The organism is Mesorhizobium sp. B263B2A, assembly GCF_020165775.1.
GTDB classification, from domain to species: Bacteria; Pseudomonadota; Alphaproteobacteria; order Rhizobiales; family Rhizobiaceae; genus Mesorhizobium; species Mesorhizobium opportunistum.
Genome location: NZ_JAIUIU010000006.1, coordinates 176,459 through 200,254 on the forward strand (window position 1 = coordinate 176,459; position 23,796 = coordinate 200,254).

General features: G+C 60.5%; 22 protein-coding genes and 2 tRNA genes. 15 read left to right on the forward strand and 9 right to left on the reverse strand.

Annotated features, from left to right (window positions below):
- Positions 1 to 63: 63 nt before the first annotated feature.
- Positions 64 to 531, forward strand: a complete 468-nt coding sequence (locus tag LB568_RS13345; protein WP_013895913.1) for a peroxiredoxin — start codon at positions 64 to 66, stop codon at positions 529 to 531.
- A 75-nt stretch (positions 532 to 606) separates the two neighbouring features.
- Here the strand turns inward: LB568_RS13345 and LB568_RS13350 are convergent, their stop codons facing one another.
- On the reverse strand, positions 607 to 1,749 hold the full coding sequence (locus LB568_RS13350) for a GNAT family N-acetyltransferase (RefSeq protein WP_013895914.1): 1,143 nt from the start codon (positions 1,747 to 1,749) through the stop codon (positions 607 to 609).
- Positions 1,746 to 2,741 carry a sterol desaturase family protein gene (locus LB568_RS13355; protein ID WP_224730380.1) on the reverse strand — a complete coding sequence of 332 codons (996 nt, stop codon included), beginning with the start codon at positions 2,739 to 2,741 and terminating at the stop codon, positions 1,746 to 1,748. The genes LB568_RS13350 and LB568_RS13355 overlap by 4 nt, the downstream gene beginning before the upstream one ends.
- A 300-nt stretch (positions 2,742 to 3,041) precedes the next feature.
- On the opposite strand from LB568_RS13355, the gene LB568_RS13360 reads away from it, so the two are divergent.
- Entirely contained in the window at positions 3,042 to 4,346 is a 1,305-nt protein-coding gene (locus LB568_RS13360) for a M23 family metallopeptidase (RefSeq protein WP_013895916.1), read from the forward strand.
- A gap of 32 nt (positions 4,347 to 4,378) precedes the next feature.
- Here the strand turns inward: LB568_RS13360 and LB568_RS13365 are convergent, their stop codons facing one another.
- Complete coding sequence (locus tag LB568_RS13365) at positions 4,379 to 5,002, reverse strand: class I SAM-dependent methyltransferase (RefSeq protein WP_224730381.1); 624 nt, start codon at positions 5,000 to 5,002, stop codon at positions 4,379 to 4,381.
- 271 nt (positions 5,003 to 5,273) lie between these two features.
- Complete coding sequence (locus LB568_RS13370; protein ID WP_224730382.1) at positions 5,274 to 6,452, reverse strand: M24 family metallopeptidase; 1,179 nt, start codon at positions 6,450 to 6,452, stop codon at positions 5,274 to 5,276.
- A gap of 217 nt (positions 6,453 to 6,669) precedes the next feature.
- Between LB568_RS13370 and LB568_RS13375 the strand changes: the two genes are divergently transcribed.
- From LB568_RS13375 to LB568_RS13400, 6 genes are all read left to right on the forward strand, one after another.
- The gene (locus LB568_RS13375; protein WP_013895919.1) at positions 6,670 to 7,836 is read left to right on the forward strand and encodes an ROK family transcriptional regulator; all 1,167 of its coding nucleotides are present in this window, start codon (positions 6,670 to 6,672) and stop codon (positions 7,834 to 7,836) included.
- Positions 7,833 to 8,597, forward strand: coding sequence for an ATP-binding cassette domain-containing protein (locus LB568_RS13380; protein WP_013895920.1), 765 nt, complete (start codon positions 7,833 to 7,835; stop codon positions 8,595 to 8,597). Before LB568_RS13375 ends, LB568_RS13380 begins: the two co-directional genes overlap by 4 nt.
- Positions 8,598 to 8,636: 39 nt before the next feature.
- On the forward strand, positions 8,637 to 9,677 hold the full coding sequence (locus LB568_RS13385) for a sugar ABC transporter substrate-binding protein (RefSeq protein ID WP_013895921.1): 1,041 nt from the start codon (positions 8,637 to 8,639) through the stop codon (positions 9,675 to 9,677).
- A gap of 121 nt (positions 9,678 to 9,798) precedes the next feature.
- Positions 9,799 to 10,794 carry an ABC transporter permease gene (locus tag LB568_RS13390; protein ID WP_013895922.1) on the forward strand — a complete coding sequence of 332 codons (996 nt, stop codon included), beginning with the start codon at positions 9,799 to 9,801 and terminating at the stop codon, positions 10,792 to 10,794.
- A gap of 30 nt (positions 10,795 to 10,824) precedes the next feature.
- Positions 10,825 to 11,595, forward strand: a complete 771-nt coding sequence (locus LB568_RS13395; RefSeq protein WP_013895923.1) for an SDR family NAD(P)-dependent oxidoreductase — start codon at positions 10,825 to 10,827, stop codon at positions 11,593 to 11,595.
- Between the two features lie 240 nt (positions 11,596 to 11,835).
- The gene (locus tag LB568_RS13400) at positions 11,836 to 12,102 is read left to right on the forward strand and encodes a hypothetical protein (RefSeq protein WP_013895924.1); all 267 of its coding nucleotides are present in this window, start codon (positions 11,836 to 11,838) and stop codon (positions 12,100 to 12,102) included.
- A gap of 115 nt (positions 12,103 to 12,217) precedes the next feature.
- Here LB568_RS13400 and LB568_RS13405 read toward each other — a convergent pair whose 3' ends face one another.
- On the reverse strand, positions 12,218 to 12,469 hold the full coding sequence (locus LB568_RS13405; RefSeq protein WP_013895925.1) for a hypothetical protein: 252 nt from the start codon (positions 12,467 to 12,469) through the stop codon (positions 12,218 to 12,220).
- An 812-nt stretch (positions 12,470 to 13,281) separates the two neighbouring features.
- Between LB568_RS13405 and LB568_RS13410 the strand changes: the two genes are divergently transcribed.
- Both LB568_RS13410 and LB568_RS13415 read left to right on the forward strand, forming a co-directional pair.
- Positions 13,282 to 13,707, forward strand: coding sequence for a hypothetical protein (locus tag LB568_RS13410; RefSeq protein WP_224730383.1), 426 nt, complete (start codon positions 13,282 to 13,284; stop codon positions 13,705 to 13,707).
- Entirely contained in the window at positions 13,704 to 15,380 is a 1,677-nt protein-coding gene (locus LB568_RS13415; RefSeq protein ID WP_224730384.1) for a hypothetical protein, read from the forward strand. The genes LB568_RS13410 and LB568_RS13415 overlap by 4 nt, the downstream gene beginning before the upstream one ends.
- A 384-nt stretch (positions 15,381 to 15,764) precedes the next feature.
- Here LB568_RS13415 and LB568_RS13420 read toward each other — a convergent pair.
- Positions 15,765 to 15,840 (reverse strand) — tRNA-Val (locus LB568_RS13420).
- Between the two features lie 217 nt (positions 15,841 to 16,057).
- Between LB568_RS13420 and LB568_RS13425 the strand changes: the two genes are divergently transcribed.
- Both LB568_RS13425 and LB568_RS13430 read left to right on the forward strand, forming a co-directional pair.
- Positions 16,058 to 16,134 (forward strand) — tRNA-Asp (locus LB568_RS13425).
- Positions 16,135 to 16,476: 342 nt separating this feature from the next.
- On the forward strand, positions 16,477 to 16,992 hold the full coding sequence (locus tag LB568_RS13430) for a hypothetical protein (RefSeq protein WP_041164282.1): 516 nt from the start codon (positions 16,477 to 16,479) through the stop codon (positions 16,990 to 16,992).
- Positions 16,993 to 17,188: 196 nt separating this feature from the next.
- On the opposite strand, the gene rbsK is transcribed toward LB568_RS13430, so the two are convergent.
- Genes rbsK through LB568_RS13445 form a run of 3 tightly spaced genes read right to left on the reverse strand, consistent with a single transcriptional unit; the run spans position 17,189 to position 19,697 of the window.
- Positions 17,189 to 18,133, reverse strand: a complete 945-nt coding sequence (rbsK, locus tag LB568_RS13435) for a ribokinase (RefSeq protein WP_013895929.1) — start codon at positions 18,131 to 18,133, stop codon at positions 17,189 to 17,191.
- A gap of 4 nt (positions 18,134 to 18,137) precedes the next feature.
- Positions 18,138 to 18,590 (reverse strand): RbsD/FucU family protein, encoded by a 453-nt coding sequence (locus LB568_RS13440; protein WP_013895930.1) that lies wholly within the window; start codon positions 18,588 to 18,590, stop codon positions 18,138 to 18,140.
- Between the two features lie 57 nt (positions 18,591 to 18,647).
- Entirely contained in the window at positions 18,648 to 19,697 is a 1,050-nt protein-coding gene (locus tag LB568_RS13445) for an ABC transporter ATP-binding protein (RefSeq protein ID WP_013895931.1), read from the reverse strand.
- Positions 19,698 to 19,989: 292 nt separating this feature from the next.
- Here LB568_RS13445 and LB568_RS13450 point away from each other — a divergent pair, with 292 nt between their 5' ends.
- The 3 genes from LB568_RS13450 to LB568_RS13460 all read left to right on the forward strand — a co-directional run bounded on the left by LB568_RS13450 (position 19,990) and on the right by LB568_RS13460 (position 23,796).
- Positions 19,990 to 21,654, forward strand: coding sequence for an ABC transporter substrate-binding protein (locus tag LB568_RS13450; RefSeq protein ID WP_013895932.1), 1,665 nt, complete (start codon positions 19,990 to 19,992; stop codon positions 21,652 to 21,654).
- A 90-nt stretch (positions 21,655 to 21,744) separates the two neighbouring features.
- Entirely contained in the window at positions 21,745 to 22,866 is a 1,122-nt protein-coding gene (locus tag LB568_RS13455; protein ID WP_041164284.1) for a carbohydrate ABC transporter permease, read from the forward strand.
- Between the two features lie 12 nt (positions 22,867 to 22,878).
- Positions 22,879 to 23,796, forward strand: a complete 918-nt coding sequence (locus LB568_RS13460; protein WP_013895934.1) for a carbohydrate ABC transporter permease — start codon at positions 22,879 to 22,881, stop codon at positions 23,794 to 23,796.

Consider the following 23,796-nt stretch of genomic DNA (forward strand, 5'->3'; position numbering starts at 1 on the left):
CGAATCCCCGCTCGACACTATATCGGTGTGGCTTCGCGCGTAACCTCAAACAAGGGCATCGGTATGGCTGACCTCGTCGTGGGCGATCTTGCGCCGCAATTCGACCTGCCGCGAGACGGCGGCGGCTCAATCAGCCTTGCCGCATCCGCCGGCAAGCCCGTGGTGCTCTATTTCTATCCGCAGGACGACACAACAAGCTGCACGCAGGAGGCGATCAGCTTTTCACAGCTCAAGCCGGAATTCGAGAAGGCCGGAGCGGTGGTGATCGGCCTGTCGCCCGACCCCGTCAAGAAGCACGACAAGTTCAAGTCCAAATACAGCCTCACCATCGACCTCGCCGCCGACGAGGAGCGCAAGGTGATCGATGCCTACCATCTGTGGGTCGAGAAATCGATGTATGGCCGCAAATACATGGGCGTCGAGCGCGCCACGTTCCTGATTGGCCGCGATGGCCGGATCGCCAGGATTTGGCGCAAGGTCCGGGTGAAGGGCCATGCCGAGGAAGTTCTCGAGGCCGTCCGAGCGCTTTGAGCGCCACGAAGGCCGACGGCGATACGGCCTTCATGTCGGCGCACGAAATCCGGCTGATGCCGAAATCAGGCGTCCTTACTCTTCGGGTGTTTCCACCTTCGGCTGCTGTCGCGCCCGCCAGGATTTCGAAACATGGTTCAGATGATCGGCCAGCGCGGCGAGGCGACCGCGCAAGCCGCGCGCGCCGATCACCGATGACAGCCTGACCGACTGCGTGGCGAAGCGCCGCTTGAAATCCTCGCCGCCGCAGAGGAAATCAATTTTGCCAAGGCCACGGTCGAGCGACCATTGGATATAGTCCACCATCAGCACCATACCCGGCGAGGCGCGCTCGTATTCGGGATCGTAAGTGGTGACGAAAGCCATCATGGTGCCGTGCTGCTCGAAATTGATCGAGACGGCGACGATCGTATCGTCGAGCTCCAAGACGAAAATGCGCAACAGCCCGAGCTCGGCCAGCACCGACACAAGCGCGGCGAGAACAGGCGAGCCTTCATCGAACAGGTCCGAGACGCGCCCGTGCCGCGCCAGCCACAGCCGCTTCAGCGCCGCGACCCGAGCGAGCACCGGCTCAAGCGGTTCGCCGATATCCATCAGGCGAAAACGCAATGCGCCGCCTTCTTCCATGAACTTGCAGCCGCGACGGTAGTTCTGCCGGGCCTTTTTGGACAGCGTCTCGAACCAGTCCGCGCCGCGCGGCCAGGAACCCTCGACACGGTAGCTGATTTCCCAGCGGTGGTTGCGCCGAAGCGCCTTGCCGTGGCGCGAGGCCGGATCCAGCAGGGCACGGAAACCGGCATCCGGCAGCAGACGATTGAGATAGATGAGGTCGAAGCCGCCCTGGTCGAGAACATACTGCCAGAGCCGGGAGAGTTGTTGCGGGTCGCCGCCGGGGGCAAACAGCGCGTTGCCATAGTCGCTGTGATCCTTCGCCGCCCATTCGAGAACGCGGATGCCGGAGCGCCTGAAGGTGGCGAGCGCTATCACGCCTTCGAGCCGGTCGCCGTTCCAGGCCAGCCCGATCCTGAGCGTGCGCCGCTCCTGATGGGGGGTGGTGCGCCACCAGGCCGCGATCCAGGCCGGATGCTGGAAGACAAGCCCGCCGGCTCGCTGCCAAAGCGCACTCCAGGCCGGGGCGATCTCGTCCAAACGCGCCGCCGATGTCACGACTTCGAAGACGAAGCTCCGCGGAATAGTGGGCGCCACGGGAGCGTTCACGACCGAGCCCTCTGCGATGCTCGCGTTGTCTCCGGCTTTCCGGGACGGACGCGCCGAGCGATATGTCGCCACATTCGCTTCAGCGGCATGACATAGAGGCCGGCAAGCGACTGGTAGTCGCGCACATCGCGATCGACCAGGCCGAACTTGAAATCCTCGTCGGGCTTCGGCACGCACAATGTTCCGAAGAGGCGATCCCAGAACGAGAAGAGCAGCCCGAAATTCTTGTCGTAGTGGCGCGGATCGGTGCTGTGATGCAGCTGGTGCCAATGGGGACACAGGATCAAATTGTTGAGCGGGCCGAACGAGATCTTGAAATGCGTGTGCCTGACGAAATCCATCATCAGGATGTTGCGCATGACGTAGACGTTGACGCCAAAGACCGTCAGTTCGACCAGGTTCAGCGAAACCAGCGACCAGATGCCGAAGCAGATGCCCACCACGATGCCGTCCCAGGCGCGGTTCATCAGTTCGTCGAGCGGGTGGACCCGGTCCTTGGTGATACCGACCATCACCTCGGCCGAGTGATGCACTTTGTGCAGTTCCCAGAGCACCGGATAGCGATGCTGGGCGACGTGATAGAGATAATAGGAAATGTCGTAGGCGAGCAGCATGGTGATGGTGAAGATCAGCACCGTTACCGGACCCGCCGGCCCCTCGATCAGCGGCGGCTGGAACTGGAACAGTGTCGAGAACAGCCAGTTGGTCCCGTAGCCTACCGCCGTGACGAAGACAATTCCGGCGGGCAGCATCAGGAAGGGCATCAGAGCTTTCTTCGTCAGCCAGAACAGCAGGTCGGCTCTCGCCGAGGGATGAGTGATAACCTCATGCGGGACGGCGAACTCGAAAAACTCCTTCCAGCTCTTCTCCTCCACCGTGCGCCAATAGGCCACGAGCGCGCTGACCAAGGCAGTCAGCAGCAAAAGCCCGGTCGCCAGCAGACTGGTGCCGGAGAGCTTGTCGAGGACCTTGCCAACCAGATCGCTCAGCATCCCTTGGACCGCCTTCTTCAATAGATTCCCAAACCCCATCACGCCTTTAACGGAAAACCGTCAAGTAAATGCGATCAAAGAGAGTTAAGGATTCTTGACCTTAATCGGCGAGTGACCCGTTCCTCTGGTTGAAACATGGTGCGTGACGCGCGCACGATGGCCGCTCCCTCGGCAGTGTTGATGCAACCCACTGCCCTCGCCGCGTGTATTCGTTGCCGCGCGATCGGTCCGGCAAGCCTTTGTTAACCCTAATAATGTGTAATCAAGCCGTCGTGGTGTCGTAAACGAAAGCTTGGTCCCGTGAACGCAACCGGTCAGTCCGCAGTCTTCGGCAGGCGCAAGGAACCCCACACTGTCATCATTGCCCGGGGTAACGAGATCAGGCACTTCACGATCCGACCCTGGCTCGCGGCATTCATCGGCTCGGCACTCGCCGCCATTGCCGTCGGCTACCTGCTGGCCACGTCCTACCTGGTGCTGCGCGATGACTTGATCGGCGCCACCACCGCGCGCCAGGCGCGCATGCAGCAGGCTTACGAGGACCGTATTTCGGCACTGCGCGCCCAGGTCGACCGCATCACCAGCCGCCAGCTGCTCGATCAGCAATTGATGGAGACCAAGGTCAGCGAGTTGCTTGACCGGCAGACGCAGCTCAGCCAGCGTCACGGCCGCCTCGGCCCGTTGCTCGAACGCGCAGAGAATGACGTCGGAACAGCGCCAGGCGAGGCCCCGGCAGCAGCCGCGAAGCCTGACAAACCCGCCGAAGTGACCGGCAGCATCAGCCAGCCGGCGCAGAATTACGCGGTCGCCAGCCTGAGCGCGGACCCCGGAGCCGCAGACACGAGGCCGTTCTCCTTGTGGTCGACCCGCTCCGATCCTTTGCCAAACGATTCAGCCGCCGATCGCGCCGACAAATTGTTCGTCTCGATCAACCAGTCGCTGAAATCGATCGAGACCGAGCAGCTCACCCGCATCAGCGCACTCGCCGACAATGCCTATAAGAGCGCCGACGCGATCACCCAGGCGCTGCAAGCGGCGGGACTGCCGGTCGACGGCGATTTCGGCAAGGACCAGAGCGATGTCGGCGGACCGCTGATCCCGCTCGACAGCTCGATGATGTTCGACAGCAAGGTCAAGGAACTGGACGAAGCCCTGGATACGCTCGACCATCTCAAGAAGGAAGCGCGCCAGCTGCCGCTGTCCAACCCCGCACCCGGCCACTCCGTCACCAGCCCGTTCGGCATTCGCACCGACCCCCTCCTCGGCACCGCCGCGCTGCATTCCGGCATGGATTTCAGGGCGCCGATCGGCATGGCGGCAAGGGTCACGGCGCCCGGCGTCGTCACCAAGGCCGGCTGGAACGGCGGCTATGGCCGCATGGTGGAAGTCGACCACGGCAACGGCTTTGCGACCCGCTACGGGCATCTGAGCGAAATCGACGTGACCGTCGGCGAGAAGGTCGATGCCGGCGCCGTCCTCGGCAAGACCGGCAGCAGCGGCCGCTCGACCGGCCCGCATCTGCACTACGAAGTGCGCCACAATGGCGAAGCGATCGATCCGCTGCGCTTCCTCACCGTCGGCAAGAAGGTCGCCCAGTATCTCTGAGGCGCGCCAGTCCTCGGAGTGAAACCTTATTGTCAGTTGATGACAAGCGCGGCCCGCTGCTCTTCGAACGCTGCCCAGGTGTACCGGTCTGGATCCAACACCTCGTTCAGCGCCTTGTACTCTCCAAATCGCCATCCTGGGTAGCAGAGCAGTTCGTCAAACAGGACGACACTGCCACTGACAAGCCTGTCCTTGCAGAGCGTGAGAATGGCTTTGCAGGGCGTGTAGGTGTCCGTGTCAATATGAATGAAAGCAATTGGACCTTGGTGCTGCTTAAGAAACGTTGGAAGCGTATCTTCAATCCAGCCCTTTATCAGATTCACATTTTGCCGAACCTTCGGCACAACGCCGTCCCTGTTGAATTGCCGGCCTCTGGCCTGGAAGCCAGTTCCAGTCCAGTTTTCCTGAAGACCTAGGAAAGCATCAAATCCAAAGATTGACCGCGTGTCGCCAGATGACGAAAGTCTCCCTGCGAAATGGTTGATGCTTGTCCCGTCAAAGACACCAAATTCCAGCAGAAACCCGGATTTCGCGACTTTCTCGATTGCATAATTTCGTATTTGCTGGTGGTCGTCGAAAAGCAGCGCATTTTCCATGTGCGGCGCCGCAAAATCGGCACTCTCGATAACGCAGCGCTCGTGCAATATTTGTGTCATACGCCGTTCTGGAAGCACAACAGCCGATGGCCGGCGCCTTCGCTTGAGACCGTGGCCCTCCAGAAAACTTGTAAGTTTTGACACTATTCGCGCTCCCCCAAATGCGCCCTTTTGAGTGAGGTGGGATGAAAAATCAAGCGGCCATGGACTTGCCTGCTTGGCCCATACTGCACCGGCCCGCCGACATCTGAACCTGGATTGCAGCGCCTTCGACAATAACAGGCCTGGCCAACACCGCCGGAAATCGCGCCACCGCCGCCATGTCGATCACTCAAGCTTTGACATGGATTTCTCGCGGGAACCTGGTCAGCGTCTCATGGCCGGTTTCGGTGACCAGGATGGTTTCGCTGATCTCGATACCCCAGCCGTCCATCCACATGCCGAGGATGGAATGAACGACGTTGCCGGGTTGAAGCACCGTCTTGTCACCCGGGCGGAGGCTGATCGTGTGTTCGCCCCAATCCGGCGGATAGGCGACGCCGATGGAATAGCCGATGCGCGACTCCTTCTTCAGCCCGTAGCGCTGGATGACCTTGCGCCAGGCTCCTTCGACCGCTTCGGCGGTCGTTCCCGGCCTCACCGCATCGAGCACCGCGTCCATGCCCTCGATCACCGCCTTTGCCGTATCCTCGACACGCGTCGGCGTCTTGCCAAGCTGCATCGTTCTCGCCAACCCGGCGGCATAGCGGCGGCAGACGCCGGCGAGTTCCAGGGCAATGGTCTCGTTATCCCCGAACCGCCGGTCGCTCCACATGATGTGCGGGGCCGAGGCGTTCTCGCCGCCGAGGATGGTCGGCGGAAGGGCTGTGATGTCGCCGGCGAAATCCGGGCTGCCGGCGATCTGCGCCGCCTGGATGGAGGCAATCGCATCGCACTCGCGCACACCCGGCGCGATCACCTCGAAGGCCCGCGCCACCGCCGCTTCGGCCAGGGTCGACGCCTTGCGCAAATAGGCGATCTCGGGCGCCGATTTGACCGCACGGATCCAGTTCACCAGGAGATCGGCATCGTGCCATTTTGCATTGGGAAGGCCGGCGACGAGCCGCGCATGCGCTTTCGGGGAGAAATAGTAGGCTTCGAGCTCGATGCCGATATGCCTGGTACCCCAGCCCTTGGCCACGATCCAGTTGGCGATCCAGTCCATCGGATGGCGATCGACACGCTGGACGTGATCTTCGGGGAAGCCAACCACGTTCTCGGGTCTCATCCAGGCCGTGAGAAGACCGCCGGCGGCATCCATGGCGCGCCCGATCCAGACCGGCTCGACGTCTTCCACGGGAACCAGCACCACCTGCGGCGTGTAGAACGACCAACCGTCATAGCCGGTGATATAGTGCTGGTTGGCAACGTCGTTGACGATCAGGAGCTCGAGACCGCGCTCCGCCATCTCGACGCGGATCTTGCGAAGCCGCTGCTGGTACTCTTCGCGGGCAAACGGCAATTCGATCATCTTTGCTCCATGCTGTGTTGGGTCGCGGTTGCTTGGCCGCCATTGAAGCGGTTCTCGCGATTGCGGCAATCGGCCAAGGGCGGCACCTGAACAGGTCCTAAATCAGCGACATCCATCCCAGCGCCTTTTACCCCGGGCTTTTTGCTGATTTATTTTTGAATTCCATTTGACTGAATAAATCTTTGATGCAAACTTGCATCCATTGGGAGTGCAAGGCATGGCGTTGCGGGGGACCAATCAGGAATTCGGGCGGCCGTACAACCGGCGCATCGTGCTCGAGTCGATCCGCCGTAACGGCCCCATCGCCCGTGGCGATATCGCCCGGCATGTCGGGCTCACCGTCCAGACCGTATCGACCATCGTCCGTGAGCTTGAGGAACAGGGCTACATCTTGTCCCTGCGCGAGGAACCCAAAGGGCGCGGCCTGCCTCCGGCGACGCTGCGCATCAATCCGGAAGGTGGCTATGCCGTCGGCATCCATTTGACGCCGCTCGGGATAGACGCCGCGCTGATCAATCTCAGCGGCGACGTAATCGAAAGTTCGCACCGCGAAGCACCCAACGCGGCGCCCGATCATGCGTTCGATGAGATCGGCGGCATGGTCCGCGACCTGACGGGAAAGCGAGCCGGCGGCCGTGTCATCGGCATCGGCATGGCGCTTCCCGGACCGTTTGGCGTGGACTCCATGAGCTTCGTCGGGCCAACGACGATGGCTGGCTGGAAGGATGTGGCGCTGCGCGAGCGGCTGACGGCCGCGACGGGACTGCCGGCGTTCTTCGAAAGCGACATGGCCGCCGCCGCGATGGGCGAACGCCTCTATGGCATCGGGGTCCACCATTCCGAATACTACTATCTCTATTTCGGCGTCGGGCTGGGAAGCGCCATGATGCATGACGGCAGCGTGATGCGCGGCGCCTGGGGAAATGCCGGCGAAATCGGCCACATTCCCGTCGTTCCCGGCGGCGAGCCCTGTCCTTGCGGCAACCGGGGCTGCCTCGAACGCTATCTTTCGCTCGAAGCACGGGGGCGCTGGGCCGGCAACGACGCCGATTGGGTGGCTGAGGTCGGCCCGATCTTCCGCAATGCCATCGCCATCATCGAGAACCTGTTCGATCCCGAGACGATCGTGCTCGGCGGGCTGGCGGCGCCGGACTTGCTGCAACTTCTGGCGGGCGCGGCAACGCCGCTGCTCAATTCGGTCTCGGCCCGCGGCGACCGCAAGGCGCCCCGCGTGGTCGTCGCGGGCGGCGGCCAGCAATCCGTGCTGCGCGGCGCCGCCGCCCTTGCAGTTTCAGGGGTGTTGTCGCCGCGCTTCGGGCAGATGTTCACGGCAGAGCGCGAGCGTGGCCGCGATCTCCTGGCGGCCAAGGAGATTGCCGCATGAGTGAACCTCTGCTGGTGCTCGACAACGTCACCAAGAACTATGGCGCGATCGAAGCGCTGAAGGGGATCAGCTTCTCGATCGGCAAGGGCGAGGTCGTGGCCCTGCTCGGCGACAACGGCGCCGGCAAATCGACACTGGTCAAGATCATAGCGGGCGGACTGGAGCCGACCTCGGGCCGCATGCTGTTCGAGGGCAAGGAGTTTCTCGCCAAATCGCCCGCCGAAGCGAAGGCGGCGGGCATAGAGACCGTCTACCAGGACCTGTCGCTGTGCACCAATGTCGATGTGGTGGCCAATTTCTTCATGGGCCGCGAGATCACCCGGAAGGTTCTCGGCATTCCCGTGCTCGACGAGCGCGCCATGGAGGCCGTCGTTGGGAAGGCCCTGGCGAGCGCCGGCACCCGCATTCCGTCTCTGCGCACCAATGTCGAGCACCTATCGGGCGGCCAGCGGCAAGCCATCGAGCTCAACCGGTTCGTACACTGGGGCGGCAAGCTGGTGCTTCTGGACGAACCGTTCGCCGCCCTTGGTGTCGAGCAGACGCGGCGCGGCCTCGACATGATCCGCCAGGTGGCGAGCCAGGGCATCGGCGTCGTCATCATCACCCACATCATGCAGCAGGCCTTTCAGGTCGCCGACCGGATCGTGGTGATCCGGCAAGGCGTCGTGGCGGGCGATGTCGCACGCAGCAAAACAAGTCCCGATGCGGTGATCAACATGATCACCGGTGAAACGCTTGCCGGTGCCGGACCGGCGGGCTGAGGGACAAAGAGGGGTCCGGCTTAACAGGGAGCCAACAACATGAAGCGAGTACTTCTTGCTGTCTTCGGTATCCTGGCACTGGCCTTTGCCACGCTCACGCCGGCATTCGCCCAGTCCAAGGGGACCGTCTATTACATGGTGCCGACACTGCTCGACGAGTTCCAGACCGGCTCGGTGAGCGCGCTGGAGCTGTTCCTCAAGCAGGTCGGCTATGAAGTGAAAACGCTGAATGCCGACAACAAGACCGACGCGCAGCAGTCGCAGATGAACGACGTCATCGCGCTGAAGCCGGCGGCCATCATCCTGGCCGCGGTCGATTTCAACGCGCTGAAACCGTCCATCGAGGCGGCGCGTGCGGCCGGCATCCCGGTGGTCGAGTTCGACCGCCAGATCACCTCGACGCCTTCCGACTTCACATCGGTCGCCGGAACCGTCGAGATCGGCCATGTCGCGGCCGACCAGGCAGAGAAACTGCTGAAAGCCAAGAACGGCTCGGTGAAGGGCAAGGTGCTGCAAGTGCTGGGCGACCCCGGCGATCCCTATACGCTCGACATCCAGAAGGGCTTCGAGGAGAAGATGAAGGCGTTTCCGGACGTCAAGATCATCTCGCTTCCGGCCATGCAGTGGGAAGCCAGCAACGCCGGCACCATCGTCGCCGACCAGATGCTGGCCAACCCCGACATCGACCTGATCTTCAGCCATGCCGCGCACCTGTCGGTCGCCGCCGTCGCCTCGCTCGAGGCCGCCGGCAAGAAGCCGGGCGACGTCATGCTGATGAGCTCGAACGGCGCTCCGGTCGGCCTCGACCTGATCCGCAAGGGCTGGCTCAACGTCGAAGTCGAGCAGCCGCTCTACGCACAGGCCGCGGCGGTTGCCATGTTCATGGACAAGGTGGTCAAGAAGGAAGAAATCAAGCCCGGCGACTATGACGTGCTTGGCCTGAAATCGGTCGTCACCAAGGAAAGCTGGGGCCCGAACATCAAGATCCCGGGTGCGGCCATTACCAAGGAAAACGTCGACAACCCGGCTTTCTGGGGCAACCAGAAGCCGCCGACGGACACGGTCAAGTCGGTCGAATAGGCATCTCGCCTGAAACGCTCCGGGCCCTCTCGGCCCGGAGCCAATCCTTCGCAATTCCAATCCGCGCATGCCTCCGAAAATCGAACTGATTTTCGGAGGCATGCGCCAGCCGGATCAGCCCATGAACCTCCGCACCCGCCATGCCCTGGAGTTCGTTCTCGACAACCTCGTCTGGTTCATGCTGCTGTTCGTGCTGGTGGTGTTCTCCATCTTCGTGCCGAACTATTTTCAGCTCGGCATCTTCGCCAACATCATCGAGGCTTCGAGCGTGCTCGGGGTCATGTCGATCGGCCTGGCGCTGGTCATCATCGCCGGCCACATGGACCTGTCGGTCGAATCCGTCGCCGCGCTCAGCGCCATGGCGGTCGGCATCCTGTTCTGCTCGTCAGGCATTGGCATGGGCGTGCAACTGCATCCGGAATGGCTGATGGTGCCGGTATCGCTGCTGCTGGCGCTGGCCGTCGGCGGCCTCATCGGCGTCTTCAACGGTTATCTGGTGGTCAAGGTGAAGATGAGCGCCTTCATCATCACGCTGGCGTCCTACATCTGGGTGCGCGGCCTGGTACTGGTCATTTCGGGCGGCCGCTCGGCGCAGGACCTGGCGCCGGCCATTCGCTGGTTCGGCATCCAGCGCCTCGCCGGCCTGCCGCTCACCGCCTGGATCGCCATCGCCTGTTTCGTCGTCTTCTCGCTGATCATGGCCAAGACGCCGTTCGGCCGACACCTGGTGATGATCGGCGGCAACGAGACGGCAACCTTCCGCGCCGGCATCCGAGTCAACCGCAACCTAGTCATCGCCTTCGTGCTCGCCGGCGCCATAGCCGGCCTAGCCGGCTGGCTGCTGGCGATCCGCACCTCGGGCGCCACCGCCAATCTCGGCGTCGGCCTGCTGTTCAACGCCTTTGCCGCGGTCGTCATCGGTGGCGTCAGCCTGAAGGGCGGCGTCGGCACCCTGCCCGGCGTCTATGCCGGCGTGCTTCTGCTCTCGGCCATCAACACGGCGATCAATTTGATGGGGCTGCCCGCCAACTTCACCCAGGTCATCCACGGCCTGCTGGTGCTGGCGGCCGTGCTGCTCGACGCCTTCAAGCAAACCATTCGCCAAAGACTCGCATGACAGGACGATTCGCATGACAGGAAGGCGGGCATGACCGGACGACTGAAAGACAAGGTGGCGCTGATCATCGGCAGCGCGCGCGGCATCGGCAAGGGCATCGCGCAGCGTTTCGCCGAGGAAGGCGCAAGGCTGGTGCTCGCCGATACCGAGGCGGCGGCCGGCCAAGCGACCGCCAGCGAACTCGGCGTGCCCTTCATCCGCACCGATATCTCGCGGATGAGCGACGCCGAGGCCGCGGTGGCTCTGGCGCTGAAGCAGCACGGCCGCCTCGACATCATCGTGCAGAATGCCGGCATCTATCCCTGGCAATTGATCGAGAACACGAGCGCCGACGACTGGGACCGCGTCATGGCCGTCAATCTGCGCGGCACCTTCAATGCCAGCCGCGCCGCACTGGTGCCGATGAAGGCGCAGCGTTTTGGCCGCATGCTCTACACCTCCTCCATAACCGGTCCGCACGTGACCAGCCCGGGCCACGGCCACTATTCGGCCAGCAAGGCCGGAATCAACGGCTTCATCCGGGCGGCGGCGCTGGAATTCTCCGGCTATGGCATCACCGTCAACGGCGTCGAGCCCGGCAACATCCTGACCGAAGCCATCCAGCAGCATCGCGGCGCCGCCTACATCAAGAACATGGAGGATTCCATCCCGCTCGGCAGGCTCGGCAGCCCGCGCGACGTCGCCAACGCCTTCCTGTTCCTCGCCTCGGATGACGCCAGCTACATCACCGGCACGACCATCGTCGTCGATGGCGGACAATTGCTGCCCGAGGGCAATGACTTTCGGCTGCTGCCGCCGTGACCCCTCAGGTGCGAAATCACGCCGACGAGGCGTCAGGAAGCTCGCGCCGGTGGCCCGCAACCCCCTGATCGATGAAAAACCCGCCACGGGAGCGACCCGTGGCGGGTTTTTGGAGTGGCTACATCCCGGAGGAATCGACCGCTTGTAGGTGTATTGTGAACTGCCTGATCGTATTAGCCTATGGTGCGATCGCGGAAGACAATGGTGCCGCACGCTGCTGTGTGTGAACAGGAGGCCGACATGAGAATTAGGACAACGACCCATAACAATCCCGGCGAAGCTGGCGTCATCCTGCTCGACCAACCTGTCCAAAACCTGATCGTGGCGACTGATATTCGCGACGGCACCACGACGCTGTTCGGGACGGCGACGCTGCAAGTGAACTATGCCGGCTCGTACGATATCCGGGTCGAACTCACACCAGCGGAACTCACGCAAGTCTACCAGATATTGGTCAAAAACCTGCTTGAGGAAATCCAGGAACTAAAGAGCGCTCAAAATCCTTGACGCTGGCGAACCGACCCTCCAGCGGACATATATGCCGGTCAATCTCGTTGCAGTCCGCGCTGCCGACGAACACCGTTGGCCGCTCCGTACCGGCAAGTGCCTATGGGGTAGTCTCCTAATTTGATTTCTTGGGTCCGAACTGAATGCGCACGACATCGCGTGGGTACAGGCTTGGGTCCATCGCGATTTTCACGCCACGATGTTCGCCAGTAAGACCGCGTTGATGCAGCGAGTTGCTTACGTTGATTCCAATCGCGGCCATGTTTTTGTTCTGCTCAAGCGCTTGATCGACCCAAGCAAAAACCTCATCATTCGACAGATCATTTCCAACTTCGCACTCTACATATGTTTGCGTCTGGTCCGACATTTACCGCTCCTCCCATTTCAGCTCGATACGCTCGCTTCCACCAATTCTTCCTTCGACCATAGCCGATTGCGCACACCTGCCGCCATAGCTGCCGTAATGCGCAGGGTCTTGTGAGCGCGCACGCCGTGCTACAGATACCGCCGATCAATACGCCGGTTGATGCCGTGCGGGCTCCGATCGTGGCGAAACATCGAAAGAGAGATCGAACATGCCAATTAAGCCATTTCTCCTGATCGTGACCGATCGTGACAAACAAGTGTTCACAGTTGAAAGGACCGATGACAGAGGATAGACCATGGAACGCGGCTGTAGTTGCAGCGCAGGAAGCCGGGAGGCAGGTAAACTGCTCTACTCCGGGCGCAGGTCTAACTAGGGCTGCGGTTATAGAAAGCTGACAAAAATCCTACGGCCAAAAACTGGTTGAGCAGGGATCAATCGTGAACCCGTTTTCAAATTAAGACACTAACGCCTATGGGGCAGGCTTTGCGCCGATAGATGACGAGCTAGCCGATTGGCTTCATGTTCCTGGTGCAACCCAAGACTTCCTACCCTCATCGCTGATGATGCTCAGGGATGCTGCCTCGGACTAGGCTCGGCGCGTGTGTTGGATCGATCAGAGCGTTTGCGTTTGGCCGCACAGTATTCGACCCTGCCGCCACAATTTGCGTGACCGGCTGCCCCACTGCATGATAGATTCCCCAAGGTCAACATGAACGGTCGATCGCCTTAGAGGCCATGGTCTCCCAACAGGACCAACTAAGGCCGCCCAATCGGCCAACTTAGTGCGAAACCGCACTTGGAGGACGCCACTAATGGCTGAAAGCCGCCGCCTGCCTCCCGTCCCTCTGTATGTAATTTATGCGCTCCTTGTGCTCGCACTGACCTATCTTGCTTATGCGCTCTACTTCAATTTTTTCAGAGACCCGGAGGTGCATGGAGATTTTGATATTTCGATACTGCGAGACTACAAAGCTCCACTTATTGCGTCGGTTGGGACATTTCTAGGTGTTATATCAAAATCAATCTATGAGTACATCACCGAAAAACCAACAGATTTAAAGAAAGGCATTATATCCGCTTCTCTAGTAGCACCTATTGTCGTTATGTACACATATAATTCTATAATTTCCATCACAGACTCGTTTGTTGCCTTTTTAATATCGTATCAGAACGGGTTTTTCTTCAGAATAATACTTGCGTCGGTTGAAAGCAAGTACTCCAAAAAAACGCAAGTATGAACGCTTTCAAAGTGGCGCGAACAATTGCCGCCGTAATATGCGGCCTGCTCCTTTCATTAGGATCAGCGCGGTCAGCCTCGGATATCCGCGATCTCGCTAAGGATGAGTTCGAGGTTCCTGAATTTCGCGACAGGCTGGCATCTGTTGTAGAGCTCCTCAGGATAGGAGACTACATTCATGTCGGGCCTGGGCTGGATGGATCGAAGGTTAATATCAAGGTAGTCAAGGAGTCAGCAATTTTGTACTCATCGATGCCAAGTTTGAGCATGAATGCGATGGCCGTCAAGCCTAACATCATTCTGATTAGTGAATTGCTTGCATCGACTTTGACTTTAGACGCCATGAATTCATCATTGGCTTATACATACGAAAACGCAAATAGATCGGGAGATGCTCTGACGGATTCTATAACTGACTTAAAAATATTCTCAATCAGACGCCTTACGCTACTGAGGGAATTACGAAGGGGATACGTTCCGGACGGTGAAGATGTTACTAAGGAGGTTAAGGATCTGCTGCGCGCGGCGGGGGCCCTCCATGATGAGCACATAGATTTTGTTTTTGCGGGGGCCTTTTCGCAGCTGCTTTTTCACGAGCTCGCACATCTCAAAACAATTGAAGTGCCAGTGGCAGAGACAAGCGGATTATTCGACTCTCTCCTAGACTTCTTAGATCGCCGTCTAGCGCAGAGCACGTTTGACGAGGAGGTGCGAGCGGACACTGTCGCCGCAATCGACGTGGGGAACACATACCTATACATTAAGAAAAACAATAGCTTAAACGCTAAGCTATTTGCGGAAGGGATGGAATCCTATCTCTTTCTAATGAAAGATATAGTCTTTAATCACTTGCTGGTTGGGGAGAGAGGGTTAAATGCGGAGGATTTCGTCATCAAGATGCTCCACGCCAGTTGCCGAAATAACTCTGCGTTTGCTGATCTCGACTATACGAACCCAGATCGTGTTGCTGTAGGTGCTGAGACTCATCTCCCTGTCCTTACCAGATCTGAGTATGAGGGGCTTGCAAAGCGGCTGAGGGGGGCAAACGTCTATCTCACCCATCCTCATAATTTCGAAAGAGCGGTGAGGCTTCTGCAGGTCATGACGGACAAGTTTGAATTTCGAGGACATTTCAATGTTCGAGAAGGCACCGATCTCTTGAACACGTTGAATGATCCGTCGATATCGTTTCGTCGAGAGCCAGCTACGCAAGCTGACCTTCCCTGGAATTCAAATGATATTTTACGCGCGCTTTCTGGATTCTATGGCATGGAGGAGGGCAAGCTGTGCCCCGGCACCGAGTGCTGGGTTGGCTTTCCTATTGATAAAGAACTTAAAGGCTTTGTGGAGGTCATCGAGGACTATGGACGGTTAAAAAGCATTCGATTCGCCCTGCCTGTTGGCGCAAAATTTGGTTCAGTTGAATATTATCGGCAGATCGCTTTGTCGGTCACTGTGTTTGCGAATATTTTTCAGCTATCGACGGAAGAAATTACTGCAATCGGTAACGCGCGCATTGACTATCTTCAATGTGGAATCGGTTCGTATATTCTTAATGGCGATGGCTTCACCGTTTTCGCAGACTCCACGATCGAGGGAGGCTACATTTTTTATGATATCGTGCCGATAGATAAAGGGAGATCATTTCTTGATAACTGGCGCGGACCTTACTGATTGGGCTGGTCAGTCCGCCGCCAAAAGGCCTCATAGCTACCCTCGAAAAATGCAGGACAGCGATGAAAATGCGAGTCGCACTTCCGACCACTGTCCTAGTTGGCAAGAATGGTTGATCAGAGCGAAGCGCCTAAGCGATAGGGTTAGCCCGAATTCCGAGATCTCGGATGACCAAGATTGCCCTCTGATTGAGATGGCCTAGGCCGTTGGACAGACCGCCATTTTTTTGTTGTGCCTTGAGCTAAGATATGAAGATCGCCGTTACAAGGCCCGAGAGAATCTGGCGAGCTACTTTTGTTCCTGTTGCTATTTTGTAGCTAGGCGGCAATTTTCGACGGTTTGCAGAAAAAGCACAAAAACAAAAATTACCTTGTTTAATCAAAGTGGTGGGCGATGACGGGCTCGAACCGCCGACATCTTCGGTGTAAACGAAGCGCTCTACCAACTGAGCTAATCGCCCGCTCCGGGCCGGACCTTTAAGCGGTCGGGACCGGCTTCGCAAGGCCAAATGAAAAGGCGACGCCCTGTTCGCGGGCCGGATTTGCCAACAAAACGCCGGCTGTCAAAAAACCTTCTCCAGTTTGCTGTTATGATGGTTTGGTGCGCTTGACACCCGGTGGCGAACCCCTTATCCAGCGCCCCAACGACGAACACGGCTGACACGTGCTCGTCAATGCGCGGGTGTAGCTCAGTTGGTTAGAGTGCCGGCCTGTCACGCCGGAGGTCGCGGGTTCGAGCCCCGTCACTCGCGCCATTTCTCTCAAGGGTTTCAAACTCTTGGTACAAGGGAAATGCCGACATAAATTGTCAAAGTCCACTTTCGGAAATGAAGTGTCGAGGCGCGGTCAGTGATCGCTCCCCGCGCCGGTCGTACACGGCCGACGGTCTTCACAGCCGGCTTCAAAAAACAAACATGCATAAGCGACGGTGCGGCAAACGGGAGGCCACTCCAATATGCTGAAAAGCGGCTCTTGAAACCGTTGAACCGTGTCTGATTGCGGATCCGGCTTGCGGATTTGCCCACAAAGCGCTCCATTCATTTCGCAGACAGCGGAGCTGCACAGATATGCTGCCGAAACGGCATGGAGGACTTACAGTGTCAATCGCACGAAACATTCCTATACGCACGATATTCACGCTCCTTTACCTGGGTGCCGTAACGACGATCGCCACCGCCCTTTTCCCGGCGACCGCGTCGGCCGACCGGCTGCAGCAGTGCGCGCGCGAGGGCGGCATCTGCCGTCTGCCGTACCCCGCCGAGGTGGTGTACGGCGCCCGGGGCCGCACCACCTCGCGCTATATCGAGCGAAACGCAGTACCCTGTTCAAATCGCGTTTTTGGCGACCCAGCACCGGGCAGGCCGAAGTCGTGCTTCATCGTCATGCGCGACCGGGACCAGTCGGATGACGATTACGACGCGCCGCGCCGCGAGAGCTGGGCGGTCTGTGCCGATGAAGGTGAGTTCTGCGACTTCGATGGCCGCAAAGTGGTCAGGTACGGAGCGCGCGGCCGATTCACGCAGGACGTGTTCCGCAACGGTGTCCAATGCGACAACGATGTATTCGGCGATCCCGCGCCTGATCAGAGAAAGCGCTGCTACATCAAGCAGTAATTGGTCAGACGATCGCTCACGGGACATCCAAGGCGCATCGCGTTGAAGCGGATTCATGCGACGCGCTTTGGGCCCTTAGTTTCAAGGCATGCCGTTCTACCAAAACCGAGGTCCCAAAACCGAGGTCATTGTTGGGCGGCATGCCTTAGGGCTGGAACAGCCTGATCGTTCGGTCGGCCCGCGAACCTCAATTATCTCAACCCTTCGCCAGCAGCGCCTCGACCTCCTGCAGCGTCGGCATCGATGGCGCCGTGCCTGGACGGGTCACGGAAATACCGGCGACGGCGCAGGCGAAGCGCACAGCCTCCAGCGGCTCCACGCCTCGCGACAGGGCCGCGGCGAAGCCGCCGTTGAAGGCATCCCCTGCTCCGGTGGTTTCAACCACCGGGCCCGCGCTGACGACGGGAACATGCTCCGAGCGATCCTTCGCGTGCAGAAGCGCGCCCTTGTCGCCGAGCGTGACGATGACCGTGCCGACGCCCTTTTCGAGCAGTCTGTCCGCGGCGGCCCGTGCTTCGCCGACCGAAGAGACCTTCATGCCGGTCAATTCCTCCGTCTCGGTTTCATTGGGCGTGAGATAGTCGCAGAGCGTGTAGATGCGATCGGGAAGCTTTGCCGCCGGAGCCGGGTTGAGGATGGTCGTCACCCCTGCCCCGCGCGCGATCTCCAATGCCCGCATCGCCGCATCGATCGGCTGTTCGAGCTGTGTGACGAAGACGCCGGCGGCGCGGATCAGATCCGCGTTGGCCTCGATATCCGCCGGCGAGATCAGCATGGCGGCGCCCGGGCTGACGATGATGGCGTTGTTGCCGCTTCCCTCCTCGACGAAGATGTAGGCGGCGCCCGTGTAGCTGTCCGGCGTGTCGATGACGGCGCTTTTCACACCCGCCTGCGCCCAGGTCTGCTTCGCCATGTCGGCGAAGGGGTCAACGCCAAGGCGGCTCAGAAACGTGACGTCGGCGCCGAGCTTGCCGGCGGCGACCGCCTGGTTGGAGCCCTTGCCGCCAGGTCCGAGCTTGAACGAATTGCCGAGAATCGTTTCGCCCATGCGCGGCTGGCGATCGGCGCGATAGGCGGTATCGGCAACGAAGACCCCCAATATGACCACAGGCTTCATGACGACCGGCTTGCCCGAGGCCATGCCGCTACTCCGCGTCCGGCGGGACGACGCCCTTGCGGAAGGCAAAGCAGCCATAGAAGCGGCGCTCGCCCGTCTGGATGACGCAATAAGCCTGCTTGGCGCGCTCATAGAAGGCATAGCGCTCGACGGAGATCATCGGCCAGGCCTTGCCCTCGGCTTTGTCGATCTCCTTTTGCACTTCCGTCTGCACCGGCGGGATCTCGTCGGGCTTGCCGACGATTTCCATGCGCGCGGCCGAGTCGTCGACGAACGTATCGAGCGGGTAAAGCGACAGCACCGCCTTGACCACCTCGGCGGCCGGCGCATCGATGCGCAGGAGCTTGCCATGCACGGTCTGCTTCGCCACCGAAGCGGCAGGAAAATTGGTGTCGGCGATGATCAGGTCATCGCCATGTCCCATTGCCCGCAATGCCTGGAGCACGTCGGCATTGAGCAACGGATGGATCCCTTTGAGCATGATGGTCCTCGTGAAGTCCGTTTGAGATTGGAGACGCCGTTAGAGACGCTGATGAGATCAAAGACGTTGGCCGGTCTCGGCGTCGAACAGGTGGATATGGTCGAGCCTTGGCCGCAGCTTGAGCGTGTCACCGGGTTTGAAGTCGTGGCGCTCGCGAAACAGCGCCACCATCTCGCCATCGCCGAAGCGCAGGAAAACCAGCGTCTCCGAGCCGGTCGGCTCGACCACCGAAATCTTCGCCGGTACGCCATCGGGATGGATTTCGAGATGTTCCGGGCGCACGCCGTAAACGACGGCCTGACCGTCCTGCACGGTATTGTTGGGGGCGATCGGGAACAGCGTTCCGGCTATGTCGACGCCATCCTTGCGCACGACACCCTTGAGCAGGTTCATCGAAGGCGAGCCGATGAAGCCGGCAACGAAGAGGTTCGCCGGCCGGTCGAACAATTCCAGCGGCGCGCCGACCTGCTCGATGCGGCCGTCGCGCATGACGACGATCTTGTCGGCCATGGTCATGGCCTCGATCTGGTCGTGGGTGACGTAGATGGTTGTGGTCTTCAGCCGCTGGTGCAGTTCCTTGATCTCGGTGCGCATCTGTACGCGCAGCTTGGCGTCGAGGTTGGAGAGCGGCTCGTCGAACAGGAACACCTGCGGATTGCGCACGATGGCGCGGCCCATGGCCACGCGCTGGCGCTGCCCGCCCGAGAGCTGCCGGGGATAGCGCTTCAGATAAGGGTTGAGGTCGAGGATGTCGGCGGCGCGCTTGACCCGCTCGGCGACCACGGCCGGATCGGTCTTCCGCAGCTTCAGCGCAAAGGCCATGTTCTGCTCGACCGTCTTGTGCGGATAGAGCGCGTAGTTCTGGAACACCATGGCGATGTCGCGCTTGGCCGGCGGCAAATGATTGACGACGCGGTCGCCGATGGCGATCGTGCCACCCGAGACGGTCTCCAGCCCGGCCACCATCCTGAGCAGCGTCGACTTGCCGCAACCCGAAGGGCCGACCAGCACCACGAATTGGCCATCGGCGATATCGACGCTGACTTCGTGCAGAACCTTGACGGTTCCGAAGGCCTTGGCCACTTTGCTGATTGCGACTTGAGCCATGTCTCCCCCATCGGCTCCACCAGCCGTAGGCGCAGAAGCTAACCAACGCGACCTGTCAGGGCAAGTCGGTCCCTTATAGATAAAAACCCGATCTCGTTGACACGCCATCGCGTTGCGAGAATAGTGATGGTCGCCAATTCCGAATGCCGGACCTTTGACCGGAAGACGGAGCTCCAGGCGGACACTGGGTGGGGTCTCAGGTCCCTGTTTTATCGAGGAGAACCGTCGACGTTCCGGCGTCCGAGAGAAGTTGGCATTTCAATCACGGCTGTTGTTCTGGGAGGAATGGTACATGAGAGTCGATCTTTACGAAAAACTGACCCGTGCCGGCGCTACAAGGCGCGACATATTGAAGGGCGCGGCCAGCATGGCCGCGATCGCGGCGGCATCCGGCGCGGGGCTCGGCGCCCTGACGCGCCCTGCTTCCGCGGCAAGCGAGCTACGCAAGCAAATCCTGCAGATTCCCGGCGTTGGCAAAGGCCAGCCGACCGATGCCGACTTCCAGAAGGTTGGCGAGCTCTGCCTCGAAGCGACCAAGGCCAATGTCAAGGAAGGCGAATTCGCCGGCGTCGAGCTGACCTTCATGGGCCTCAACAACCAGAACCTGCACAATGTGCTGTTCCGCGGCTTCCTGAAGCCGTGGGAGGCCTATACCGGCGCCAAGATCAGCTGGATCGACCTGGCGCAGGCCGACTACAATGCCCGCCTGCAGCAGTCGATCGCCACCGGCACCGTCGACTTCGACATCATCGAGATGGGCGCGCCCTTCGAGGGCGATGTTTGCGGCAAGGGCCTGACCTCCGAGATGCCCGACTGGGTCAAGACGCAGATCGATTTCGACGATCTCGTCAACTACCTGAAACCGCCGGTCGGCACCTGGAACGGCAAGCAGTACCGCGTGACCGTCGACGGCGACGCGCACAATTTCAACTACCGCACCGACGTGTTCGCCGATGCCGATCTCGCCAAGGCCTGGAAGGATGGCGGCGGCGAAGGCGAATGGGGCGTGCCGAAGACCTGGCAGCAGGTGCAGGCCGTGACCAAGTTCCTCAAGGGCAAGAAGCTCAAGGACCAGGACGTCTACGGCTATCTCGACGCGCCAAAGCCGTGGGGCGGCTTCGGCTTCTACTTCCTCGGCAGCCGCGCCACCGCCTATGCCAAGCACCCCGACGACAAGGCCTGGCTGTTCGACGCCGACACCATGAAGCCGCGCGTCAACAACCCGGCCTGGGTGCGCGCCATCCAGGACGTCATCGACGCGCTGCCGTCCGAACCCGCCGACCAGATCAACGCCGACCCCAACACGACCGCCTTCCAGCAGTTCCTGGCGGGTACCGGATCGATGGTCACCTGGTGGGGCGACGTCGGTTCCAACGTCAAAACGAACGATTCCTCGGTCATCGGCGACGTCACCGGCTTCTCGATCCTGCCGGGCTCGGACGACGTTTACAATTCGAAGACCGGTAAGTGGGACAAGCTCGCCAGCGGGCCGAACTACGCGCCGAACTGCGCCTATCTCGGCTGGGGCGTCTATGTCATGGCCCGCGTCGATGCCGACGAGAAGAAGAAGAAGGCGGCATGGTCCGCGGCCGCCCATCTCGGCGGCAAGGACCTGTCGATCTGGACGGCCATGTACCCGTCGGGCTTCCAGCCCTACCGCAACTCGCATTTCGACATTCCCGAGTGGGTGGCGGCCGGCTATGACGAGGCCTTCATCACCTCGTATCTCAAGTCGGAAGGCGACAGCTACAACCACCCGAATGCGGCGATCGAGCCGCGTATCCCCGGCATCTTCCAGTACTATTCCGCCGCCGAGGATATTTTGGCCAACACCTTCGCCGGCAAGATGAAGGCGCAGGAAGGCGCGGACGCCATTGCAGCGGCCTGGGAGAAGCTGACCGACCAGATCGGCCGCGACAACCAGATCAAGCTCTACAAGGCCTCGCTCGGCATGTAGGCTGGCCTATGAACCGTGGGGGGGGGGGAACCCCCCACCACTTTAGACCGGCTCCGGCTCATCGAGGAGCCTTCCAAACGGGCGAGATTTGTGACTGACCAGACTTCGACCGCAAACCAGTGGCCGGCAGATGCCGGTGCTTACGATCTGATTTCCCCGGCCCGCAAACGGCTTGGCTGGGCGCTGATGGCTGCGGCAACGCTCGGCCTGCTGGCGATCATCGTGATCGAGATCCTGTACAAGACCGAGGCCGGCACCGTCGGCTTCGAGACCTGGCGCCCGGTCGTCTATGCCTATGTGCTGTGGGGCGTGGCGCTCGGCGTCGGCCAGGTGCTGATGCGCGGCGAGGACGGCCAACGCGCGCTGTTCCTGCTGCCGGCGCTGCTGTTCACCATCGCCATGGTGATCTTCCCGACGCTGTTCGGCTTCTACATCGCGCTGACGGACTGGAACCTGAGTTCGTTCTCGGGCCGCAAGTTCAACGGGCTCGACAATTTCTGGCAGATGCTGGGTGATCCTTACTACCGCAACGCGCTGTTCAACATGGTGCTCTACGTGCTGGCGGTGCTGGTCGAATATGTCATCGCCTTCGGGCTGGCGCTTCTGCTCAACGCACAGATCCGGGCGCGAAAATTCTTCCGCGTCGTCTTCCTGATGCCGCTGATGCTGTCGCCGGTCGCCGTATCCTGGATGATCGGCAAATCGCTGATGGAGTACCGGTTCGGCCCGGCGGCGACGCTGGCGCGCCATCTCGGCTGGGAAAATCCCGCCTTCTTTTCCGACCCGATCATCGCGCGCATCTCGATCATGATACTCGATGCCTGGACCTTCATTCCGTTCATGATGATCATGCTGCTGGCCGGCCTGCAGGCCATGTCGCGCGAGGTGCTGGAAGCGGCCCGCGTCGACGGCGCCAATGCCTGGCAGACCTTCTGGCAGGTCACCTTCCCGCTGATGCTGCCGGTTTCGGTGACCGCTGTCATCCTGCGCATCATCTTTAAGCTGAAGCTTGCCGACATCATCATCACCGTGACGTCCGGAGGCCCGGGCGGCGCGACCGATTCCGTCTCCAGCTTCATCTACCGCGAATACCGCGACCGCTCGAATGTCGGCTACGGCACCATGCTGGCGATGGCCTATCTCGTGATCATCGTCGTATTCGTGACCTGGCTATTGAAGATCGCCAACCGCTTCGTGCGCAACGTGAACTAGGGCGGCCGGATCATGAGCGTTCAGACAACCGAATACACCGTTTCCGAAATCCGCTCTCCAGCGAGCTTCATCACCAGCCGTGTCGTCATCTACGGCGCGCTTGTCTTCTGGGCCTTCATCTGCCTGTTCCCGATCTACTGGACGATAACGACCTCGTTCAAATCGGCGGTCGACGTCACGCAAGGACATCTGATCCCGTTCGTCGATTTCTGGCCGGACTGGAAAGGCTGGCGATCGCTCGGCCTGTCGCCGGATTCGATCTTCCAGACCTCCACGGTGCGCGACGAGTTCTTCAAGCGTTTCATGAACTCGGTCATCACCTCGGTCGGCGCGTCGAGCCTCGCCATCGTCATCGGCAGCCTCGCCGCCTACGGCCTGACGCGCTACCGCTACAAATTCGCCTGGTTCAAGAACGAGGACATCTCCTTCTTCTTCCTGTCGCAGCTGATCCTGCCGCCGGTGGTGCTCGCCCTGCCCTTCCTGGTGCTCTACCGGGAAGTCGGGCTGCTCGACACCCGCATCGGGCTGATCCTGCTCTACACGCTGATGGTGCTGCCGATCGTCATCTGGATCATGCGCGACCAGTTCAACTCCATCCCCGTCGAGCTCGAGGAGGCAGCGCTCGTCGACGGATTGTCGATCTGGGGCGCTTTCTTCCGCATCGTCATGCCGATCGCGCTGCCGGGCATGGTCGCCGCCTTCATCCTGGCGATGGTGCTGTGCTGGAACGAGTATTTCTTCGCCGCGCTTTTGACCTCGACCGATGCCAAGACCATTCCCGTCATGGTAGCGAGCCAGACCGGCTCGCAAGGCATCAACTGGTGGTCGATGGCAGCGCTTGCCACCGCCGCGATAGCACCGCTGGCGGTCATCGGCATCGCGCTGGAGCGCTATCTGATCATGGGCATGACCGCGGGAGCGGTGAAGTAG